The sequence below is a fragment of the Nocardia sp. NPDC050793 genome, assembly GCF_040654065.1.
Classification (GTDB): domain Bacteria; phylum Actinomycetota; class Actinomycetes; order Mycobacteriales; family Mycobacteriaceae; genus Nocardia.
This window is the reverse complement of the sequence record NZ_JBFAHG010000003.1, coordinates 801,398-823,204: the sequence shown is the minus strand read 5'-3', so window position 1 is coordinate 823,204 and position 21,807 is coordinate 801,398. Positions and strand designations below refer to the sequence as shown.

Genomic DNA, 21,807 nt, shown 5'->3' with positions numbered 1-21,807 from the left:
CGCCCGAGTGGCGCACGCCCCCATTGTCTTTCGATACGCAGAGGCACAGATCTATGAACCCAACGAACACCGGCGCGGTGGTGCCCGCCGCGACGCTGGCCGCGCGGCCGGACGCGGTGCAGGAGCACATCGCGCGATTCGGGGCCAAGGCCGCGAATCTCGGCCGCCTGCTTGCGGCCGGTTACCGGGTGCCGCCGTTCGCGGTGGTCACCACCGAGGCGTGCGCGGAGATCCTGGCGCCCGCCGCCGACGGCATCGCCGAGCTGCTCGGGACCCTCGACCACACCGACCCCGCGTCGTTGCGTTCGGTGTCGGCGGCCGTGCGCGGCCTGATTTCCGGCATTTCCCTGCCCGGCGCGGTCGCGGCCGAACTCGACGCGGCGATCGCCGAATGGCCCGGCGACCGGGTGCGACTGGCGGTCCGCTCCTCCGTCAGCGGGGAAGATTCCGCGACGGATTCGTTTGCGGGCCAGCTCGATACGGTTCTCAACGTGGCGCCGTCCGACGTGCCGCGCGCCATCCTCGAGGTGCTCGCGTCGGCCTATTCGGAGCGTTCGCTGTTCTATCGAGCCCATCGCGGCCTGGACAACGGCGGCGTCGACTGCGCCGTGCTGGTGCAGGTGCTGGTCGACAGCGCTGTCTCGGGCGTGGTCTTCAGCTGCAATCCGCAGACCGGCGATCCGGCCGAATCGGTGGTGTCGGCGGCGCTCGGTCTCGGTGAGGGCGTCGTGGCGGGCACGGTGGAATGCGACACGTATTTCGTCGACAACGCCTCGGGCGCCGTCGTTTCCCGCACCGTCGTCGACAAGCGGAGCCGGGTAGTCGCCGACTTAGGATCCGGCACCGCGGTGGCGGAGATCGAGGGCGGCAGCGCCGAGCCCGCGCTCACCGACGAACGGATCGTCGAGCTCGCTCGCACCGCCGCCGCGCTCGCCGCCGTCTTCGGCGGACCCCAGGACGTCGAATGGGCCTACGACGCGGACGGCACACTGTTCCTGTTGCAGGCCCGCCCGGTCACCGCGACGGGAGCACGCGAAACGATCTTCGACAACGTCAATGTCGCGGAGTCCTACCCGGGATTGTCCAGCCCGCTGACCTTCTCGATCCTGCGCGCCGCCTACGAGCAGGTCTTTCGCGCCTGCCACCGGGATTTCGGCGCGACGGGCGCGATCGTGGACCGCAATGCGGCGAGTCTGTACCCGTACCTCGTAGGCACCGCGCACGGGCGGATCTACTACAACATCAGCAACTGGTACCGGCTGTTCCTGCAGATCCCGGGCATGGAGTTCGCGATCGAGGGCTGGGAAGCCGCCCTCAACATCGAGAACCGCTACCAGCGTCCGGCCGCGCCGAAACGCGGTGTGGCGCGGCTGCGGATGTACGCGCTGCGGGTGCGGGTCTTCGCGATCATCGCCTCGGGCTGGGTGCGCTTGCCGCGCCGGTTGCGCGCCTTCTTCACCGAGCTGGCCGCCTTCACCGCCGACCTCGACCGGCGCCTGTCCCCCGAGACGCCGGAACGGGAACGCGATCCGGAGGCGCTGCTGCAGTGGATGGAGCGTTGCCTGCACGAACTCGTGCCTGCGTACTCGGTGCAGATCTTCAACGATTTCCTGGCCCAGCAGCTGTTCCACGTCGTGGGGCTGCTGCTGGAACAGCAGGGTCTGGAGCCGACCGAGGCGATCACGCTGCGTAACGAATTGTTCTGCGGCGAGGAGGGTGTCGACAGCGTCGACCCGGTGCGCTCGGCGCTGGCGCTGACGGCGACGATTCGCGACGACGCGGCGCTGCGCGCACTGTTCGAGGGTCCGCTGGACCCGCACGAGGTGTGGAAGACGCTGGCCCAGGGCGAGTTCGCCGCGTTCCGTGCGGCGTGCCTGCGTCATATCGCGCTGTTCGGCGATCGCACGGTCGATGAGCTCAAGCTCGAAACCGACCCGCTCGGCGAACATCCCGAACGCCTGGTGCCCATGCTGCGCAACTATCTGCGCGGCGGCCAGAACATCGACGAAATGACAGCGCGGGAAAAGGCCATCCGCCGCGAGGCCGAGGCCACCGCGGCAACGCTGTTCCGCGACAGCTTCCCGCGACGCCTCGCCTTCCGTCTTGCGCTGAGCCGCGCCCGCGAGCACGTGAAGCAGCGCGAGAACATGCGCCTTGGCCGCAGCCGTTCCTTCGGCCTGGTCAAACGGGTGTTCCGGGAGTTCGGCAGGCAGATGCACACCGCGGGCCTGCTGAACGATCCGCGCGACATCTTCTGGCTCACCTACGAGGAGATCGCGGCGCTGACCCGCGGCACCGCCGTCGACACCGATGCCGCCCGCATCGTCGCGACCCGCAAGGCCGATCACGAGCGTTGGCGCGCCACCGAACTGCCCACCCGGATCGTCACCACCGGTATCGCCGCGGCGAGCATCGACGATCCGGCCTTCGACGCACCGAGTACGGCGGTCGACGCGACGGCGCAGACCGTGCTGCGCGGCATCGGTTGCGCCCCAGGGCGTGTCGAGGCTCCCGCGCTCGTGCTCGGAACGCCGGATCCCGAGGTGGAGATCGACGGCCAGATCCTCGTCGCCTCGACGACCGATCCCGGCTGGGTCTTCCTCATGGTCGCCGCGGGCGGACTGGTGAGCGAGAAGGGCAGCGTGCTCTCGCACACCGCCATCATCGGCCGCGAACTCGGCATCCCCACCGTCGTCGGCGTTCCCGGCGTCACCCGCCTGGTCGCCACCGGGGACCGGGTGGTGCTCGACGGGCGCGCGGGCACCGCAACCATCGTGCACGAGGACGAACAATGACACTTGCGCGGAGCGAAACCGCCGGTCACGGCGAGAATTTCAGTCTCGAACACTATCTCGACCCCGCGGCGCACACCTTCGAACAGCGCTTCGAGGAATTCCGGCCGTACGTCACGAACGCCAGGGGCAGCGGCTTCGTGCTCCGCGAGATCACCGGTCCGGCCGGTCCGGTCGTCCAGGTGCGCGATCCCGACGGCGGCGAGACCCGCGAACTGATCATGCTCGGCTCCAACAACTATCTCGGGCTCGGCAGCGAACCGGAGATCATCGAGGCCGCGATCGCAGCGACCAGGGAGTTCGGCGTCGGACACGGCGGGCCGCCGTTGCTCAACGGCACCACCTCGCTGCACCGGCGTCTCGAGGAGCGCCTCGCCGAGACCAAAGGCTGTGAGTCGGCGATGGTGTTCTCCTCCGGCTACGCGGCGAACGTCGGCTGGGTGACCGGCCTGCTGCGCAACGGCGACACCCTGCTCTACGACGAGCAGAGCCACGCCAGCCTCTACGACGGCATCCAGCTCGGCCGGGTCAGGTCGATGGCGTTCCAGCACAACGATCTGCGGCATCTGCGGCATCGCCTGATGCAGATTCGGTGGCGGAATCCCGGCGCGAACATCGTGGTCGCGGTCGAGGGCGTCTACTCGATGGACGGCGACATCGCACCGCTGCCGGAGATCCGCGCGCTGTGCGATTCGTTCGGCGCCTGGCTGGCCATCGACGACGCGCACGGCACCGGAGTGCTCGGCGCGCGCGGCCACGGCACCGCCGAGCATTTCGGCCTCGGCGACGGCTCGGTGGAGCTGTACATGGGGACCTTCTCGAAGGTGTTCGCGACCACCGGCGGTTTCGTGGCCGGATCGAAGGACCTCGTAGACACGCTGCGCTTCTTCGCCCGCTCCTACATGTTCTCGGCCTCGCTGTCTCCCGCGGTGGTCGCCGCGGTGCTCGCCTCGATCGATTTCATCGACGCCCACCCCGAACGAGTCCGCCAGTTGCACGACAACACCGCCTATTTCGCGCGGGAACTGCGCCGGATGGGCTTCGCGGTCGACCCGCAGACCGCCATCATCCCGATTCTGGTTCCGCAGCGACTGGCCGTCGCGGAGGTGGTGGCCGCGCTGCACCGCGCGGGCGTCTTCGTCAACGGCGTCGAATTCCCCGCGGTGCCAAGGGAACAGCAGCGCTTGCGGGTGTCGATGATGGCCACGCTGACCCGCGACCAGCTGGACTTCGCGCTCGAACAGATCTCGACCGTCGCCAGGAGCTTCGGATTCCATCCAGAACAGGAGGGTGCGGCATGACCGGAACCCAGATCGCCGCGGGCGGTTCCGCGGCCGAACGGCTGCTGGTGCACGCGTCGCTTGCCGCGCCGAGCGCGGACGAACGCGCCGAGACGGCGAAGCTGGCCCACGACGTCACCGACTGGGCCGAATTCTTCGCGCTGGCAAAGCTCAACGCGACAGTGCCGCTGGTGCAGCGCAGGCTGGAGGCCGAGGAACTCTACGATCTCGTGCCGGACGCCGTCCGCGCGGACTTCGCCGCCGTCACCGAGCACATCGGCGCGGTCAACGACCGGCGCCTGGCCGGGGTGCTGGAGTTGCTGCGGCGCTTCGACGAACGCGGCGTGCGGTGCGTGGTGCTCAAGGGGATGCTGTTCTCGACCGAGATCTACCACGATCCGCGCTACAAGCGGATGAACGACCTGGACATCCTGATCGAGCTGGATCAGGTCGAGACGGCCATCGAGATCTATCGGGAACTCGGCCTTTTCGCCACCTCGGAGTTGCTCGGCAAAGCGCCGAAGGTGCGAGCCGAGCGGTCGCATCACCTGCCCTCGTTCGTCTCGCGCGACGGCGCGCTGGTCGTCGGCACCCACTGGGGCCTGATCACCCCGCTGGCCCCGTACACCATCGACTACCGCGCGATCTGGGATCGGGTGCGCCGCATCGACTTCTACGGCGTGCCCGCGTGGGCCATGGCGCACGAGGACAATCTGCACCACCTGGGCGTGCATCTGCCGTACTACAAGACGGGGGTGCGTGAGCTCGGCGACATCTGGAATCTCGCGCGCCACGCCACCGATCTCGACTACGACCTGCTCGCGGGCGAGATCACGAAGGCGGGCACCGAAAACCTGATGTATCACGCCCTTTCGCTGGCGGACCGCCTGGTGCCGAACCCGGCGTTCGCCGCGCTGACCGACCGGGTGCGGCCGAGGATCAACCGCTTCACCCGTTACGACACCACCCGCAAGACCGCCGATATTCACGCGCTGCTGCGCAGCCGGTCGACGCACACCTCGCGGATCGAGAAGGCCTACACCGAGTTCAACATGACCGCACTGGCCGACGAGAAGCGCGCCAGCTTCGGTCGGCTCTGGTCGGATCTGCTGCTGGTGCCCGCCACGGAGGCGGCGCGAATGAGCTCGCTGCGGGAACCGTCGGCGCTCTCGGCGCTCGGCGCCCGCGTCGCCGCGCCCTATCGGTTGACGCGGGTGTTCCAGCGCGATCTAGGCCGCTGGCTTTTCCCGGCGGCGCTGGCCAAGACGGTCTTCGACCTGGGTGCGGCCTACGGCACGGAACTGGCGCAGCGCGCAGGCGTGCGCGCGGTGGCCGCCCGGCCCGGGATCGACGAGTTCGCCGCGGGGCTGGGGTTGACCCGCGCCGACCTGCAAGCAGTGCTGGACAGTCAGGAATGACGGCGGCGCATCGCACCGTGTTGTGGGATCTGGACGGCACGCTGGTCGGTCTGCGCAAGCGCAGTTTCCAGACGCTGATGCCGCTGACGGCGGCGCTGGCGTTCCGCGACCTGACGCCACCGCACCGATTCCTGCGAGCGCTCTCCGGCGTCCTTCCGGAGGTGCGCCGCAACGAAACCGACCGCACCAATACCGAATTCATGGTCGGCCTGCTCGCCGATCGCTTGGACATCGCACCGGAGCTGGTGGGTAAACGGTTGCAGCGGTTGGCCGACCGTGATTTCGTCCGGCTGCGCCGCTGTTTCCCTGCGTTGCCCGAGGCGGTGTCGACGGTGCGCGAGCTGCGCGCGGCGGGGGTGACGCAGGTCGTCGCGACCAACCCGCTGTGGCCGTCGAGCACCGCCACCACCCGATTGCGCTGGGGCGGGCACGATCCCGGCGTCTTCGCGTTCATCACCAGCGGCGAGACCATGCGACGGTCGAAGCCGCGCGTCGAGTTCTATCACGAACTGCTCGATCGGCTCGGTCTCGCGGCGCCGGACTGCGTGATGATCGGCAACGACGCGGCCAACGACGCGCCCGCCGCCCGCGCGGGCATCCCGGTCTTCCTGCTCGGCGCCGCGGAATCCGCTGTGCCGCCGGAGTGCGCGCGGACCGGACTGGTCACCACGGGAGAGTGGACCCGGCTGCGCGAGTGGCTGGGCATCGAGGAGAAGTCATGCTCGTCATCTTGAATCCGCAATCGAACGCGGGGACCGCCCTGCAACGCTGGCAGCCGGTGGAGCGCGCGCTGCGGGAGCGGCACCCCGGCCTGACGGTCGAACTGCCCGCCGACGCCGACCAAGCCGTGAAACTGGTGCGCGCCCAGATCGAAACGCAGGATGGCAGCGCGCCGGAGGTGATCGTGGCGGCGGGCGGCGACGGCATGGTGAATCTGGTGCTCAACGCGATCATGGATCCGGAGACGGATCGGCCGCGCCGCGGCGCGGAACGCATCGCACTCGGGGCCATCGGGCTCGGCAGCTCCAACGACTTCCACAAGCCGCTGCGCCCGGCGGCGGCGATCGCGGGCGTCGCGGTCCGGGTCGACGCGGCGGGCGCGGAGACCGTCGACGTCGGCAAGGCGACGATGCTGCTGCCCGACGGCACCCGCGTGGTGCGCTACTTCCTGCTCAACGCGAGCATGGGACTTGTTGCGGCGGGCAATGATTCGTTCAATCACGCGACCGGCGCGCTGGCCTGGCTCAAGTCACGGGACGTGGAGGCCGCCATCGTGGCCACCGCGCTGCGCAATATCGCCACCCACCGGCCCTTGCGGCTCGAGGTGCGCGGCACCGACTGGGTGCACACGACGCCGATCACCAATATCGGTGTGCTCAAGAGCGTGCACTTCGCGGGCGGGATGTACTACGACACGCCGGTCACTCGCACCGACGGCAGGTTCGACGTGAACATCTGGGCGTCCTCGGGACGACTGCGCATCCTCGGGCTGATCGCCGGGCTCTACCGCGGCACGTTCGCGAGCTCGCCGCTCGCGATCTGCCACCGCGACACCACCGTCGAACTGCGCCCGGAACGGCCGGCCCCGCTGGAGTTGGACGGCGAGATCACGCTGGTCGAATCCGCGCGTCTCGAGGTGCTGCCCCGCGCGCTGAAGGTGTGTGCGGCATGACCGGAGTCGTCCTGATCACCGGCGCGGCCAACGGCATGGGCGCGGCGACCGTGCGGCATCTGGCGCGAGCCGGCTACACCGTGGAGGGCTGCGACCTCGTCCCTGGACCGACGCACGCGACGGTGGACGTTCGCGATACCGAGTCCGTGGACGCCTGGGTGAAGGAGATGGCGGCGCGGCACGGCCGCATCGACGCCGTGGTCACCTTCGCCGCCTACGGCGTGGTCGGGTCGGTCGAAGAGACCGGCCCGGACGAGGCCGCTGCGCTGTTCGACGCCAATGTCCTCGGCACCCACCGGGTGCTGCGCGCGGTCCTGCCGATCATGCGCGCGCAAGGCCGCGGGCGGGCGATCGTGGTCAGCTCCGGCGCGGGCGCGATCGCCGAACCGTACGGCGGCTGGTACTCCGCGACCAAGGCCGCGGTGGAGCGGATCGGCGAGGCGATGCGGATGGAGGCGGCCCGATTCGGCATCGCTGTGTCCGTGCTTGCGCCCGGGTGGACGGTCACTCCGATCATCGACTCGGCCGTGCGTGTAGCGGCTCCGCTGCCGGAATACGACGCCGATCGGCGGGCGGTGCTGGAGCGGGTCAGCGGATATCTGGCCGACGGCCAACCGGCCGACGCGGTCGCCGGCAAGGTGCAGGCAATTCTCGAGACCCGACGGCCGCGCCAGACCTATCTCTGCGGCAACGACGTCCGGCTGTCCTTCTGGACCAGGCGGCTGGTCCCGGCCAAGGTGTACGAACGTCTGGTCCGCGACTATTACGGACTGTGACGGCGTCTTCCTCGATCGCGGGGCCCGGGCGACGCGGCGTCCGGGCCCCTTTAGGCAGTGTCGGCGTGACGTGGGACGATCGCGTAGGTGACCAGCAAACCAGCCACGCCGCACCTCAGTGACCTCGCGCGGTTGCGGCGCGTCCGCGACCGGATCGACCGCGAGTACGCGCAGCCGCTGGACGTCGAGGCGCTCGCCCGCGACGCGCACATGTCGGCGGGCCATCTCAGTCGCCAGTTCCGTCTCGCCTACGGCGAATCGCCGTACTCCTATCTGATGACACGCCGCATCGAGCGCGCGATGGCGCTGCTGCGGCGCGGCGACCTCAGCGTCACCGAGGTCTGTTTCGCGGTCGGCTGCTCGTCGCTGGGCACCTTCAGCACCCGCTTCACCGAGCTGGTCGGTGTGCCGCCCAGCGTCTATCGGCGGGAGGCGGCGCAGTCGACCGAGGGCATCCCGTCGTGCGTGGCGAAACAGGTCACCAGACCGATCAGGAATCGAGAAGCATCGGCCACCGGGACGCAATTAGCCTGATCAGCATGGATATCACCATTCACTCGAGCTTCCTGCCGCAGAACGACCCGGACGCCGCGCTGGCCTTCTACCGCGACGCCCTCGGCTTCGAGGTCCGCAAGGACGTCGGATACCAGGGGATGCGCTGGATCACGGTCGGTCCTGCCGACCAGCCCGCCACGAACATCGTCCTGTACCCGCCCGAGGCCTCCCCCGGCATCACCGACGACGAGCGCCGTGCCATCGAAGAGATGATGGCCAAGGGCACCTTTGCCAGCATTCTGCTGGCTTCCAAGGACGTCGACGGCACTTTCGACCGGCTGCAGGCCACCGACGCCGAGGTCGTCCAAGAGCCGACCGACCAGCCGTACGGCGTTCGCGATTGCGCCTTCCGCGATCCCGCGGGCAACATGGTCCGCATCCAGCAGGTCGCCTGATCCTTCCGGCGATCAACGCCCTGATCCGCCCGAACGAGACGTGAACCAGTCCCGCTCGCCGAGGGCGGCCGTCACCACACGGCCGCCCTCGGCGAGTGCCGCGCCTGCTTCCGATGCGGCCGCGCCGAACAGAACCGACGTCGAAGCTGCTTGGATCGAGATCGGTCCGCGTCGACGGCAGACCGCGACAGCAACCCCGCACCAGAGGGAGACACGATGACCACGGCCACGAGGAAGAACGGCAGAAACGCCACGGCGAAGGGCGCGTCGCCCGCGTTGCCCGCGGCCGACAGCCACGATCTGATCCGTGTGCACGGCGCGCGGGTGAACAACCTCAGGGACGTGAGCATCGAGATCCCGAAGCGCAGGCTCACGGTGTTCACCGGCGTTTCCGGCTCCGGTAAGAGCTCGCTGGTGTTCGGCACGATCGCCGCGGAGTCGCAGCGGCTGATCAACGAGACCTACAGCGCCTTCGTGCAGGGCTTCATGCCGACGCTGGCGCGGCCCGAGGTCGACGTCCTCGAAGGGCTGACCACCGCGATCTCGGTCGACCAGCAGCGGATGGGCGGCGATACGCGCTCCACCGTCGGCACCGCCACCGACGCCAACGCGATGCTGCGCATCCTGTTCAGCAGGCTCGGTGATCCGCACATCGGCCCGCCGAGCGCGTTCGCCTTCAACGTCCCCTCGGTCCGGGCGAGCGGCGGCTTCACGGTCGACCGCGGCGAGGGCAAGACCAAGACCGAGAAGGTCACGTTCACCCGCACCGGCGGCATGTGCACGCGCTGCGAAGGCCGGGGCTCGGTCTCCGACATCGACCTCACCCAGCTCTACGACGATTCCAAGTCGCTCGCCGAGGGCGCGTTCACCATCCCCGGCTGGAAGTCGGACAGTTTCTGGACGGTGCGGGTCTACGCCGAGTCGGGCTTCGTCGACCCCGACAAGCCGATCCGCAAGTACACCAAGAAGGAGATGCGCGACTTCCTCTACAAGGAACCGGTCAAGGTGAAGGTCGACGGCGTCAACCTCACCTACGAGGGGCTGATTCCCAAGGTGCAGAAGTCGTTCCTGTCCAAGGATCCCGAATCGCTGCAGCCGCACATCCGGGCGTTCGTCGAGCGGGCGGTCACCTTCACCACCTGCCCCGAATGCGATGGCACTCGGCTCGCCGAGGGAGCCCGCGCCTCGAAGATCAACGGCATCAATATCGCCGACGCGTGCGCGATGGAGATCCGCGACCTCGCCGAATGGGTCCGCGGGCTGGACGAGCCGTCGGTCGCGCCGCTGCTCGATGCGCTGGGGCACACCCTCGACTCCTTCGTGGAGATCGGGCTCGGCTATCTCTCGCTGAACCGTCCCGCCGGCACGCTGTCGGGCGGAGAAGCGCAGCGCGTCAAGATGATTCGCCACCTCGGCTCGTCCCTCACCGATGTCACCTACGTCTTCGACGAGCCGACCATCGGCCTGCATCCGCACGACATCCGGCGGATGAACGACCTGCTGCTGCGGCTGCGGGACAAGGGCAACACCGTCTTGGTCGTCGAGCACAAGCCGGAGGCGATCGCGATCGCCGACCACGTCGTCGATCTGGGCCCCGGCGCCGGTTCGGCGGGCGGCACCATTTGCTACGAAGGCACCCTCGAAGGGCTGCGGTCCAGCGACACGGTCACCGGTCGCCATCTCGACGACCGCGCCTCGCTCAAGCCGGAGGTGCGCGAACACACCGGCACGCTGGCCGTCCGCGGCGCCATCGCGAACAACCTGCGGAACGTCGACGTCGACATCCCGCTCGGCGTGCTCGTCGTCGTCACCGGCGTCGCCGGTTCCGGCAAGAGCTCGCTGATCCACGGATCCATCCCCGCGTCGGAGGGCGTCGTGTCGGTCGACCAAGCGCCGATCCGCGGCTCGCGGCGCAGCAATCCGGCGACCTACACCGGACTGCTCGAACCGATCCGCAAGGCGTTCGCCAAGGCCAACGGGGTGAAGCCCGCGCTGTTCAGCGCCAATTCCGAAGGGGCGTGCCCGACCTGCAACGGCGCAGGCGTCATCTACACCGATCTGGGCATGATGGCCGGTGTCGAGACGCCCTGTGAGGACTGCGAGGGCAAGCGCTTCCAGCCTGCGGTGCTGGAGTACCGCCTCGGCGGCCGCGACATCAGCGAGGTGCTCGCCATGTCGGTGGCCGAGGCCGAGGAGTTCTTCGGCTCGGGCGAGGCCCGGATCCCGGCCGCGCACGCCATCCTCGACCGGCTCGCCGACGTCGGGCTCGGCTACCTGAGCCTTGGCCAGCCGCTCACGACGCTCTCGGGCGGCGAGCGGCAGCGGCTCAAGCTGGCCACCCACATGGCCGACAAGGGCGGCGTCTATGTCCTCGACGAACCGACGACCGGCCTGCACCTCGCCGATGTCGAGAACCTGCTCGGCCTGCTGGACCGCCTCGTCGACTCCGGCAAGTCGGTCATCGTCATCGAGCACCACCAGGCGGTCATGGCGCACGCCGACTGGATCATCGACCTCGGCCCCGGCGCGGGCCACGACGGCGGCAAGATCGTCTTCGAGGGCACGCCCGCCGACCTCGTCGGCACCCGCGCCACCCTCACCGGCGAACACCTCGCCGAGTACGTCGGCGCCTGACCCTCGCGGGCGCGCACGGTGGAAGCACCGTTGCGCGCCTGCGTAGGAATACTCATGATCCGATCGCCCCATCGGCGAATACTCGGAGCCGGAGAAGATCCGAGCGCGGGAGGGGCGCGGCGATGGGTGGGACGAGGACGTGGACAGCGGTCACCGGAGCCGCACTGCTGGTGATTCCGGCACTGGATGTGGTGGCCCGATTTCTGGGGACGCCGGGGTGGATCTTCGTCTTCGTGTTCTATCTCGGCGCGCCGATATGGCTGATCAGTTTCGTCGCGTTGGTCTGGATGGCGTCCGGCATGCTGTCGCGGGACAGCGCTTTCGCCGCCGCACCGCAGGCGCACCGGGCGATCGTGCTGGGGTTGCTGTGGGTGTACCTGGTGGGGTTGACGTTCTTCTGCTGGTTCATGTCGGACGGCGGGGACGCCGACGATTGGCAATCACCGGCCGGGCGGGTGCTCGGGGTGGACGGGTACAACAGCTCGACTCCCGAGTACCTGAATCGGGCACAGGAGTTCGCCATGCCGGCCTTGGGCACGGCGTTCGCGGCGCTGCTCGCCGCGGTCATCGGTTACGCGATCGTCGTCGGACGGCAGCGCCGCGCCTCACTCGCCCGCAGCGACGCCGACGAGCCCGTAACTGAATAGTTGCCAATACCGCATCGATTCGGCGCTTTTCCGCCTCGAACACGGCGTTGTGCGAGATATTCTCCAACCCAGCATGTCGGCAGCAATCTCCCAACCACGATCGGGGTGCGCAATGGCGACCGATTTCAAGGGCAAGATCGAGCTGGACATCCGCGACTCCACCCCGGATTGGGGCCCGTTCGCGGCGCCGACCGCGCCGGAGGGGGCGCCCAATGTGCTCTACATCGTCTGGGACGACGTGGGCATCGCCACCTGGGACTGCTTCGGCGGCCTGGTCGACATGCCGAACATGACGCGGATCGCCGAGCGCGGCGTGCGCCTGTCGCAGTTCCACACCACTGCGCTGTGTTCGCCCACACGCGCGTCGCTGCTCACCGGGCGCAACGCCACCTCCGTCGGCATGGCGACGATCGAGGAGTTCACCGACGGCTTCCCCAATTGCAGCGGCCGGATTCCGTTCGAGACCGCGTTGCTCTCGGAGGTGCTGGCCGAACGGGGCTGGAACACCTACTGCGTCGGCAAATGGCACCTGACGCCGCTGGAGGAGTCGAATCTGGCGTCCACCAAACGACATTGGCCGCTGAGCCGGGGCTTCGAACGCTTCTACGGATTCATGGGCGGCGAGACCGACCAGTGGTACCCGGAGCTGGTCTACGACAACCACACCACCGCGCCGCCCGCCACCCCTGAGGACGGCTACCACCTGTCGAAGGACATCGCGGACAAGACCATCGAGTTCATCCGCGACGCCAAGGTCATCGCGCCCGACAAGCCATGGTTCTCCTACGTCTGCCCGGGTGCGGGCCACGCACCGCACCACGTATTCGCCGAGTGGGCCGACCGCTACACCGGTCGCTTCGACATGGGCTACGAGGCGTACCGCGACATCGTGCTGGAGAACCAGAAACGGATGGGCATCGTCCCGGCAGATACCGAGATGTCGCCGGTGAACCCGTATCTCAGCGCCAAAGGCCCCAACGGCGAACCGTGGCCGCTGCTGGACACCGTGCGCCCGTGGGATTCGCTGAACACGGAGGAGAAGCGGCTGTTCACCCGAATGGCCGAGGTGTTCGCCGGTTTCCAGAGCTACACCGACGACCAGATCGGGCGGATTCTCGACTACCTCGAAGAGTCGGGGCAGTTGGACAACACGATCGTCGTGGTGATCTCCGACAACGGCGCGAGCGGCGAAGGCGGGCCCAACGGCTCGGTCAACGAGGTGAAGTTCTTCAACGGCTACATCGATACCGTCGAAGAGAGCATGCGGTTCTACGACCAGCTCGGCGGCCCGCAGACCTACAACCACTATCCGATCGGCTGGGCGATGGCGTTCAACACGCCCTACAAGCTCTACAAGCGCTACGCCTCGCACGAAGGCGGCATCGCCGATCCCGCGATTATCTCTTGGCCCAAGGAAATTCGCGCTCACGGCACGGTATGCGACACCTACATCAACGTCTGCGACGTGACACCGACCGTCTACGAGCTGCTCGGCATCACCCCGCCCGACACCGTCAAGGGCATCCCGCAGCAGCCGCTGGAAGGCGTGAGTTTCGCAGCGGCGCTTACCGATCCGCAGGCGCAGACGGGCAAGGACACCCAGTTCTACACGATGCTCGGCACCAGGGGCATCTGGCATCGCGGCTGGTTCGCCAACACCGTGCACGCCGCAACCCCGTCCGGCTGGAGTCACTTCGACCAGGACCGCTGGGAGCTGTACCACATCGAGCGGGACCGCAGCCAGAACCACGACCTGGCCGCCGAGAACCCGGAGAAGCTGGAAGACCTGAAGGCGCTGTGGTTCTCCGAGGCCGCGAAGTACAACGGGCTGCCGCTGGCCGATCTCAACATCATGGAGATGTTGGGCCGATGGCGGCCCTACCTGGTGGTGGACCGGACGAATTTCACGTACTACCCGGACACCGCCGAGGTCGGCATCGGGGCGGGTGTCGAGATGCGCGGCCAGTCGTATTCGGTGCTGGCCGAAGTCGCCATCCACTCCTCTTCGGCCGAGGGCGTGCTGTTCAAACAGGGCGCGGGTCACGGCGGCCACGTCCTGTTCGTCCAAGGCGGCCGGTTGCACTACATCTACAACTTCATGGGAGAAGACGAACAGCGGGTATCCGCGCCGGAGCCGGTGCCGCTGGGCAGCCACGTCTTCGGTGTCCGTTACCAGCGCAACGGCACCGTCGACGGCAGCCACACGCCGCTCGGCGAGCTCTCGCTGTTCGTCGATGACGCCGTCGTCGCGTCGCTGCCGGACATGCGCACCCATCCCGGAACATTCGGATTGGCAGGCGGCGGAATCGCCGTGGGGCGCAACGGCGGACAGGCGGTGGCGAGTGCGTACACGGCGCCGTACCCGTTCACCGGCGGCGCGGTGACCAAGGTCGTCGTCGACACGTCGGGGACCCCGTATATCGATGTCGAGCGGGAGCTCGCGGCGGCGTTCTCCAGAGACTGACGATCGCCACGTCGACCCCGGCGTCGGGGCGGCTGTCACGTCGAGCAATCCGAGAATCTTCCGAATATTTAGAACATGTTCTACAGTTCCTTCGTCGGCTCGCGTCGCCGAAGCTTGGTCGATCCAGCTTCGCCGACGACGCAGCCGACGTGGGAGTAGAACGCGTTCACAGGGTGCGCGTGGACCATGCCGACGGTCTGCGAGGAGTGGTTGTGCAGTTCAATCTGGCCGATGTCTTCGAGACGGTCGCGGCCACCGTCCCAGACCGTGTCGCGCTGACCTACGAGGGCGAGCACATCACCTACGCCCGGCTCGACACCGAAGCCGACAAGGTGGCGGCGCTGCTGTCGGACGCGGACATCCGCGCGGGAGAACACGTGTCGCTGTTCCTGAAGAACAGCGTCGAGCACGTCACCTCCCTGCTCGGCCTGATCAAGATTCGCGCGGTGCCGATCAATGTCAACTACCGCTACACGCCCGCCGAGCTCGAGTACATCTTCACCAACTCGGACTCCGTCGCCGTCGTCGTCGAACTGCCCGAGCACCAGCGCACACTGGCCGGGCTCCTCGCGGCGTGCCCGCTGCTGCGGACCGTGATCGTGGTCGGCGAGATCGACGGCGAGCTGCGCTCCGCCGCGGCCGCCCGCTCGATCGCCGTGGCGTCCTTCGCCGATGCCGAAACTGTCTCCCCCGCAGCCGAGTTCGCCCCCCGCACCGGAGACGAGCTGTACGTGCTCTACACCGGTGGCACCACCGGGTATCCGAAGGGCGTGATGTGGCGGCACGACGACTTCTTCCGCAAGCCCCTCTCCGGCGGCAACCCCTACGGTGACAGTCCTCGCAAGGATCTTGCCGAGATCGCCACAGCCGCAAAAGAATTCCCCGAACTGTCCTTCCTGATCGCCGCGCCGCTGATGCACGGGGCCGCGCTGTACTCGCTGTTCACCTTCTTCACCCTCGGGGCCCGTGTCGTGCTCATGCGTGACTTCGACTCGCGGCGCGTCGTCGAGGCGATCGAGCAGGAGAAACTTCAGGTGATCCTCATCGTCGGCGACGGCATGGGCCTGCCGCTGGTCGACGAGATGGAGCGCCGCAAGGGCGAGATCGACTTCGGCTCGCTGTTCTCGATCACCTCGGGTGGCGCGATCTGGTCGGTCGGTGTGCGCGAACGCATGCTCGCGGTCAAGCCGGATCTGTTGCTGCGGGACAACTTCGGGGCCTCGGAATCCGGCAACGACGGCGCCTTCACCGTCGACGAACAGGGCAACCTGCGCATGCCGCCCGCACCGGGCATGCTGCTCGTCGACGAGGACCTCGCCGACATCCCGCCGGGCAGCGACCAGATCGGCTATATCGCCCGCGTCGGCAACGTCCCGCTCGGGTACTACAAGGACGAGGAGAAATCCGCCCGCACCTTCCGCACCCGGGCCGACGGCACGCGCATGTCGGTGCTCGGTGACATGGGGCGCGTCGAGGCCGACGGCACCATCGTGTTTCTCGGGCGCGGTTCGCAATGCATCAACACCGGCGGCGAGAAGGTGTTCGCCGAAGAGGTCGAGGCCGCCCTGCACGCCCACCCGTCGATCGCCGACGCCCTCGTGGTCCCCGTGCCCGACGAGCGCATGGGACAGAAGGTCGCCGCCGTCATCGCGACCTATCCGGACGCGCCCGCGCTGGAACTGGACGAAGTTCAGCACCATTGCCGAAAGTCGCTGGCCGGGTACAAGATACCGCGCGCGATCGTCGTGGTGGACGAGGTCAAGCGGACGCCCGCTGGCAAGGCCGACTACCGGTGGGCGGCCGAGGTCGCGGCGGGATAGGAACACGCGGCCGCGGGCATCAGTCCGGTGTTTCCGCGTCGGTTGGCCGGCCGGGCAGCGGATGTTCCATGAACCCGTCGGCGAAGAACATCATCGACCCGCACTGACCGCACCGATAGGCGTGCTGCTTGACGACCTGTTGACCCAGCTCGCTCGGATGATCGGTCAACAGCCCGCTGTGTCCGGTGACGAAGCCGAGGACGCCGACGTAAGTCCGCTGCCGCGCACACCACTGGCAGGTCAGATCGACGGCCTCGCGCCGACGGCGAATCTCGTTCTCCACCAGCGCTATCCGCTGCCGCGCTTGGTCGATGTAGTGTCCGGCTTCGGCAAGCGACAGTCGCTTCGGCTCGCTCCACGGGCCCTCGTACACAGCGTCGACGGCGGACCGCAGAGCGGCGAAGTGCGCTTCGGACCGCCGCACCACCCGCGTACCTCTGAGCCCACCTTCGACCCGAAATGTGATCTCCGCCCGCGAAACCCCTTTCGGCAAGCCCCTCGTCAGCTTCACCCGCTTGGGGTCCTCCGCATCCGGCTTGAATTCGATCCCCCGATCCGCCACGCCCCGCACGATACCGGCGCGGCTGCGCCTCGGCCACCGGACGATTCGCTACCGCCGCCTTCAGGCCGCGTGGCTCAGCAACTCACACCACCGCCGCATCACCAGCTCGGTGTATGGAACGTGTCCGACCCCAGCGGCAACTGCTGCGCGCGTGCCCGGCGTGCCGGACTCAGGAAGTTCGGCACGCCGGGAGTCGGTCCGCATCATGCGGTGACGAACGTGGTCTCCGCCGCGCCGGTTGTCGCGAGGTGGCGGCGGCGGGTCGGCAGCAGCATGGTCGGGTGGGAGACGCCCCAAGCCGCGCCCGCGCAGATGAATTCCTTGATGCGAGCGGCGGTCCGGCCGGTGATGACAGTGGAGGTGACCTGATCGTCCGGGGTCACGCGCTGGAAGATGGCGTCGCGACGTCCGAGGCTGATGCACTGGGCGAGGTAGCCGATGGTGGTCTCGGGAACCTTGCGGCCGGTCAGGCGCGCGGCGAGGGCGTCGGCGGCCTGCCATGCCATCGGGGTCGCCATGGCGCAGGACATCCGCAGTGGCTTACCGCCCGCTCCTTCGGCGAACGCGGCGTCGCCGACCGCGTACACATCGGGGTGCGAGATCGAGCGCATGGTGCCGTCGACGACGATCCGCCCCGTGTCGGACACGGCCAGGGTCGTGGCGGCCGCGATCGGATGCACGGTGAAACCCGCTGTCCACACGGTCAACTGGGCCGGAATCTCCCCTACCGCACCATGTTCGATTCGCGCCGCCCTCTGGCCCTTCACGCCGGCCGCGTCCTTCGGGTCCGACGTTCGCGCCGCGGTGACCACACCGCTCGCTTCGACCCGTGAAATCTCGGCGTGCTCGTGGACCGTGATGCCGAGCCGGTCGAAGACGACGCGCAGGTGACGCTGAGCTTTCTCGCTGAGCCAGCCGCCGACGCCGCCGCGGGCCGCGATCGCGACATCCAAGTCCGGGTGGGCCTCGGCGATCTCGGTGGCCGCCTCGATACCGGTCAGGCCGCCGCCGACGACCAGAACTGTCCCGCCCGGCGCCAATTCGCGCAAGCGCTCCCGCAATCGCAGCGCGGATTGCTTCCCCGCGACGTTGTAGGCGTACTCCGAAGCACCGGGGACGCCGTGGTCGGCGGCGGCGCTGCCGAGGGCGTACACGAGGGTGTCGTAGCCGAGGGTCTCGGCGCCGTGCTCGCCGGTGAGATCGACGGTCTGGCGGTCCACGTCGACCGCGGTGACCCACGCGGTCCTGACCTGCACGCCCGTGCCGGCGAAGACATCACGCAACGGACGGTGCGGCAGATCCTGCCCGCTCGCGAGCTGGTGCATACGCACCCGTTCCACGAACTCGGGGTCGCCGTTGACCAGAGTGATCTCGAAGTCGTCGCGGTGCAGTCGCCTAGCGAGCCGACCGGCAGCGTTGGCTCCGCCGTACCCGGCTCCGAGGACGACAATGCGGTGCTTCATGGCTTGCTCCTATCTGGGTTGCGCTCACCTCCTGAACCGGACAGCCGCGCGATCCCTGACAGGAAAAGGCTGTGATGTGGGTCACCAGAGCTGCAAGAGGGGGCGGTGCGGGCCCGCGGCCGCCCACTGGCGCGTGACGCGTGCCAATTTGTCGGGGTTGACCTGGAGATGGATCGCCGCGATGCCGTCGGCGGTCACCTCGAGGCAGACGACGCCGATAACCCGCCCGTCGAATTCGACCAGCGCGGCGGGACCGCCATTGACGACGGCGGCGTACACGACTGGGCGGCCGCCGACGAGGGCTCGTTTGGCCTCGGTCGGCCGGAACACCCCGCGCAGGTATCGCGCGATGCCGAGCGCACCCACGAGCGGGGTCTTGCGGGCCGTGACCCGGCCACCGCCGTCGGCGATGCTGACCGCGTCGTCGGCGAGCAGCCGAATCAGCGGCTCGGTGTCGCCGCTGAGGGTCGCGGCGAGGAATTCCTCGACGAGCTTCCGCGCGGCGTCCGCGCCGACCTCGGTCCGGGAACGGCCGGTGCTGACGTGCTGCTTGGCACGCCGGTAGACCTGCTGACAGTTCGACTCGGTGAGATCGAGGATCTCCGCGATCTCGCGGTGCGAGTACCCGAACGCCTCGCGCAGCACGTACACCACGCGCTCGTTGGCCGACAGCCGCTCCATGAGGGTGAGCATCGCGAGCGACACCGACTCGCGCTGCTCGACGGTGTCGGCCGGACCGAGCATCGGGTCGCCGGTCAGCACCGGCTCCGGAAGCCACTGCCCCACATAGGTTTCCCGCTTGACCCGCGCCGAGGTGAGCTGATTGAGGCAGACATTGGTGAGCACCTTCGTCAGCCACGCCTCGGGCGTCTCGATCAGCTCCCTATCCGCCGCGTGCCACCGCAGATAGGTGTCCTGCACCGCGTCCTCGGCATCACCGGCCGATCCCAGCAGCCGGTACGCGATCGCCTCCAAGCGACCCCGGCAACGCTCGAACAGGTCGGCTTCGTACGTACTGAGTGGCATCGCCCCATCGTCGGCCATCCGCGCGTGCCTCGTCCACCCGCCCCACCCTCGGCCCACGCGCGATCGACTGAACATCGCGTCCGCCGAGTGGTCCGGCCCGCCGATCGCAGCCACGACAAGTGCTGGCTGGACCGATCGAGGCTCGGACTACCACGGGCGGATCACCGCCGCGCTGAAAACCAGCGGCACAATGCTTCACGCTGACATCGCGACGGCTTCGGCCGCGCTCATCGCATTGTACGAGGCCGGGCGAGCGTCCTCGGCGCGGGAGTTGGCAGGTGGCCGCCGTATCGGCCCGGAGCACGGCCCATCGCCGGGCGCTGGAACGCCCGCCGGGTTGGTTCTTTCCACCCCGGCGGGCGACCAGGTTCTCGGGAAGCGGCACGCGCCGGGGGCTATGGGCGCGCCACCTCGGTGGCGCGGAGGTTGCGCAGAGTGCCGTCACCCGCCTCGTACTGGGACGGATAGAGCACCTGTACGGCCACGGTCAGGGGCGTGCCGGGCTCGATGGTGTGGGTGTCGTCCGGCGTAGCGATGACAACGGATCCGCCGGTGCCGTCCTCGATCACGTTGTACCACTGACTCTGCTGAGGATTGATGCGGGTTCGCGCGGGCACGTCGAAGCGGATCTCCCACCACACCACCCGCTGCTGGTGGGCGGCCAGGGTCAGTTCGTAGCTGATGACCCACCCCCTCGCGTCCTCGGGCCATGTCTGGGGCCACTGTCCGACGATCACGGGGGTGACTGTGACGGGAGGCCGTTCGACGTCGGTGGTGACCCCGCCGGAGTGCCGCTCGGCGGTATTGGCGCGTGTCGGCGACGTGATCATGCTGGCGCAGGTGAGCCTGCCCTCGTACTGCGGGTCGATGGTGCCCGCCAAGTTGATGGTCGCCCTGCCGCCCTTGGGCAGGTCGATCGGCAGGTGCAAGCCGTCCCGGACGGCAGCGATGCCGCAGACGGCCCCATTCTCGGCCTGGCAGGACACCTCCACGTCGGTCAGTTCCGTCGGAATCGAACCCTCCAGCACCGCGTCAGGGGCGTCGTTGGGGCCGAGATTCTGCACGCCGATGGTGTAGGTGATCCGCTGTCCCGACTGCGCCGTCCGCGGGCCGCTCATCTCCAGCGGCATCTCCGCTGGCAGGGTCACCTTGAGGTTCCTGATCCGGTGCGACGCGGTCGCGGCGCCTGTTCCGGCCGCGAAACCCAGCTTGAAGGTCTCGGGCACCGGTGGCTGGCCGTCGGCGCCTGCGAGATCGAAATTGTCGATCAGCAGGGTGCCGTTCGGGTTGGCTTTGTCGGCGTGGCGCACGGTCAGTCGGCCGCCGATGATGGAGACCTGGATGTGCGCACCGCGCTCCCACGCGGCGTGGAATCCGCCCGGCACCTGAACGCCGGTGAGCCAGCGGAACCCCTCCTGCAGACTGCCGGATCCGCGTACTCCGACGGTATTGGGCCGTTGCGCGCCGCCTCCGATACCGGCGAGTGGCGTGCCGAAGTTTCCGTGATTGTCGAAGCCGACTCCCACGAATCCGGCTGTGACTCCCGGTACGACGATTTGCCCCGAATCCGTTTTCGTAACGGAGTAGCCGAGTGCGGCGCCGATGCCGCCGGGCTGCGTCGTGCGCGCGCCGTCGATCACGTAGACGCTGAAGCCGTCGCCGAGCGTGGCCCCTCCCTCGCAGGAGTAGTCGAAGTCGATGGTCACGCCGAGCCTGGACGAGAACGGCTGATCGAGGAACGCCGTCCCGGCCTTGGAATTGGCGTTGGGGGTGAGCTCCAGGCTGCCTGCGTTCAGCCGCGCGCTGCCCAGCAGTTGCCAGTGCGGGTTGGTCACGGTCTCGTGAGTGAACGATTCAACGATCGGGAACTGTGCCTGCTGGATGGTGACTGGTGCTGGTGCATACGTCGTCATAGTCGAATCCTCCTCGGGCTGGATGTGCCGTGAGATGAGTGATTACGCCATGCGGATGTGGCCAGTAGTCCCATAACAAAGGTAGCGCACTCGAACGCACCACAACTACGGTCCGTCGCGAGAAGCGCAAAGTAGGTTGTAATGCAATATTGAAGTGTCTTCTATCCGGGTTCGATGCACACCGCGGTATATGTCCTCACCTTCACATTCGAACCAGAACCATCGCCTCGACGTCTCGGGAACAATTACTCTCGAAAACAACGGATTTCATCTCCTCCTGCATCCGAGGAGTTGGTTCGTCGATGAGAAGCGTTGCCACGCATGGATAGGCATCGGCCGCGCCTGTCGGCACGGCCATCTTGTCCACTGTGCCGCAGCGGCTTTCGAGTT

The 21,807-nt window shown here is 68.1% G+C and carries 16 protein-coding genes; 12 read left to right on the top strand and 4 right to left on the bottom strand.

Going from position 1 to position 21,807, the window contains the following annotated elements:
* Positions 1–53 precede the first annotated feature (53 nt).
* The 12 genes from AB0H50_RS14290 (at position 54) to AB0H50_RS14235 (ending at position 16,453) form a co-directional block, all read left to right on the top strand.
* Positions 54–2,795, top strand: a complete 2,742-nt coding sequence (locus AB0H50_RS14290) for a PEP/pyruvate-binding domain-containing protein (protein ID WP_357451376.1) — start codon at positions 54–56, stop codon at positions 2,793–2,795.
* Positions 2,792–4,093, top strand: coding sequence for a pyridoxal phosphate-dependent aminotransferase family protein (locus tag AB0H50_RS14285; RefSeq protein ID WP_357451373.1), 1,302 nt, complete (start codon positions 2,792–2,794; stop codon positions 4,091–4,093). The genes AB0H50_RS14290 and AB0H50_RS14285 overlap by 4 nt, the downstream gene beginning before the upstream one ends.
* On the top strand, positions 4,090–5,490 hold the full coding sequence (locus AB0H50_RS14280) for a nucleotidyltransferase family protein (protein ID WP_357451370.1): 1,401 nt from the start codon (positions 4,090–4,092) through the stop codon (positions 5,488–5,490). The genes AB0H50_RS14285 and AB0H50_RS14280 overlap by 4 nt, the downstream gene beginning before the upstream one ends.
* The gene (locus tag AB0H50_RS14275) at positions 5,487–6,224 is read left to right on the top strand and encodes an HAD family hydrolase (protein WP_357451367.1); all 738 of its coding nucleotides are present in this window, start codon (positions 5,487–5,489) and stop codon (positions 6,222–6,224) included. Before AB0H50_RS14280 ends, AB0H50_RS14275 begins: the two co-directional genes overlap by 4 nt.
* Complete coding sequence (locus AB0H50_RS14270) at positions 6,209–7,162, top strand: diacylglycerol kinase family protein (protein WP_357451364.1); 954 nt, start codon at positions 6,209–6,211, stop codon at positions 7,160–7,162. Before AB0H50_RS14275 ends, AB0H50_RS14270 begins: the two co-directional genes overlap by 16 nt.
* Positions 7,159–7,938 (top strand): SDR family NAD(P)-dependent oxidoreductase, encoded by a 780-nt coding sequence (locus AB0H50_RS14265; RefSeq protein WP_357451361.1) that lies wholly within the window; start codon positions 7,159–7,161, stop codon positions 7,936–7,938. The genes AB0H50_RS14270 and AB0H50_RS14265 overlap by 4 nt, the downstream gene beginning before the upstream one ends.
* Before the next feature lie 87 nt (positions 7,939–8,025).
* On the top strand, positions 8,026–8,472 hold the full coding sequence (locus tag AB0H50_RS14260) for a helix-turn-helix transcriptional regulator (protein ID WP_357451358.1): 447 nt from the start codon (positions 8,026–8,028) through the stop codon (positions 8,470–8,472).
* A gap of 5 nt (positions 8,473–8,477) precedes the next feature.
* Positions 8,478–8,888 carry a VOC family protein gene (locus AB0H50_RS14255; RefSeq protein ID WP_357451355.1) on the top strand — a complete coding sequence of 137 codons (411 nt, stop codon included), beginning with the start codon at positions 8,478–8,480 and terminating at the stop codon, positions 8,886–8,888.
* 216 nt (positions 8,889–9,104) lie between these two features.
* Complete coding sequence (locus tag AB0H50_RS14250; RefSeq protein ID WP_357451352.1) at positions 9,105–11,522, top strand: excinuclease ABC subunit UvrA; 2,418 nt, start codon at positions 9,105–9,107, stop codon at positions 11,520–11,522.
* 122 nt (positions 11,523–11,644) lie between these two features.
* Positions 11,645–12,169, top strand: a complete 525-nt coding sequence (locus AB0H50_RS14245) for a hypothetical protein (protein WP_357451350.1) — start codon at positions 11,645–11,647, stop codon at positions 12,167–12,169.
* A gap of 112 nt (positions 12,170–12,281) precedes the next feature.
* Positions 12,282–14,633, top strand: coding sequence for an arylsulfatase (locus AB0H50_RS14240; protein WP_357451347.1), 2,352 nt, complete (start codon positions 12,282–12,284; stop codon positions 14,631–14,633).
* Between the two features lie 212 nt (positions 14,634–14,845).
* Positions 14,846–16,453: an AMP-binding protein gene (locus AB0H50_RS14235; RefSeq protein ID WP_357451344.1), complete on the top strand. Its 1,608-nt coding sequence runs from the start codon at positions 14,846–14,848 to the stop codon at positions 16,451–16,453.
* A 19-nt stretch (positions 16,454–16,472) separates the two neighbouring features.
* On the opposite strand, the gene AB0H50_RS14230 is transcribed toward AB0H50_RS14235, so the two are convergent.
* From AB0H50_RS14230 to AB0H50_RS14215, 4 genes are all read right to left on the bottom strand, one after another.
* A complete protein-coding gene (locus AB0H50_RS14230) occupies positions 16,473–17,015 on the bottom strand; it encodes a hypothetical protein (protein ID WP_357451341.1) in 543 nt (180 codons plus the stop codon).
* A 203-nt stretch (positions 17,016–17,218) separates the two neighbouring features.
* Positions 17,219–18,478, bottom strand: coding sequence for an FAD-dependent oxidoreductase (locus tag AB0H50_RS14225; RefSeq protein WP_357451338.1), 1,260 nt, complete (start codon positions 18,476–18,478; stop codon positions 17,219–17,221).
* A gap of 81 nt (positions 18,479–18,559) precedes the next feature.
* Positions 18,560–19,504 carry an RNA polymerase sigma-70 factor gene (locus AB0H50_RS14220; protein WP_357451335.1) on the bottom strand — a complete coding sequence of 315 codons (945 nt, stop codon included), beginning with the start codon at positions 19,502–19,504 and terminating at the stop codon, positions 18,560–18,562.
* Positions 19,505–19,899: 395 nt separating this feature from the next.
* The gene (locus tag AB0H50_RS14215; protein WP_357451332.1) at positions 19,900–21,417 is read right to left on the bottom strand and encodes a hypothetical protein; all 1,518 of its coding nucleotides are present in this window, start codon (positions 21,415–21,417) and stop codon (positions 19,900–19,902) included.
* Between the last annotated feature and the right edge of the window lie 390 nt (positions 21,418–21,807).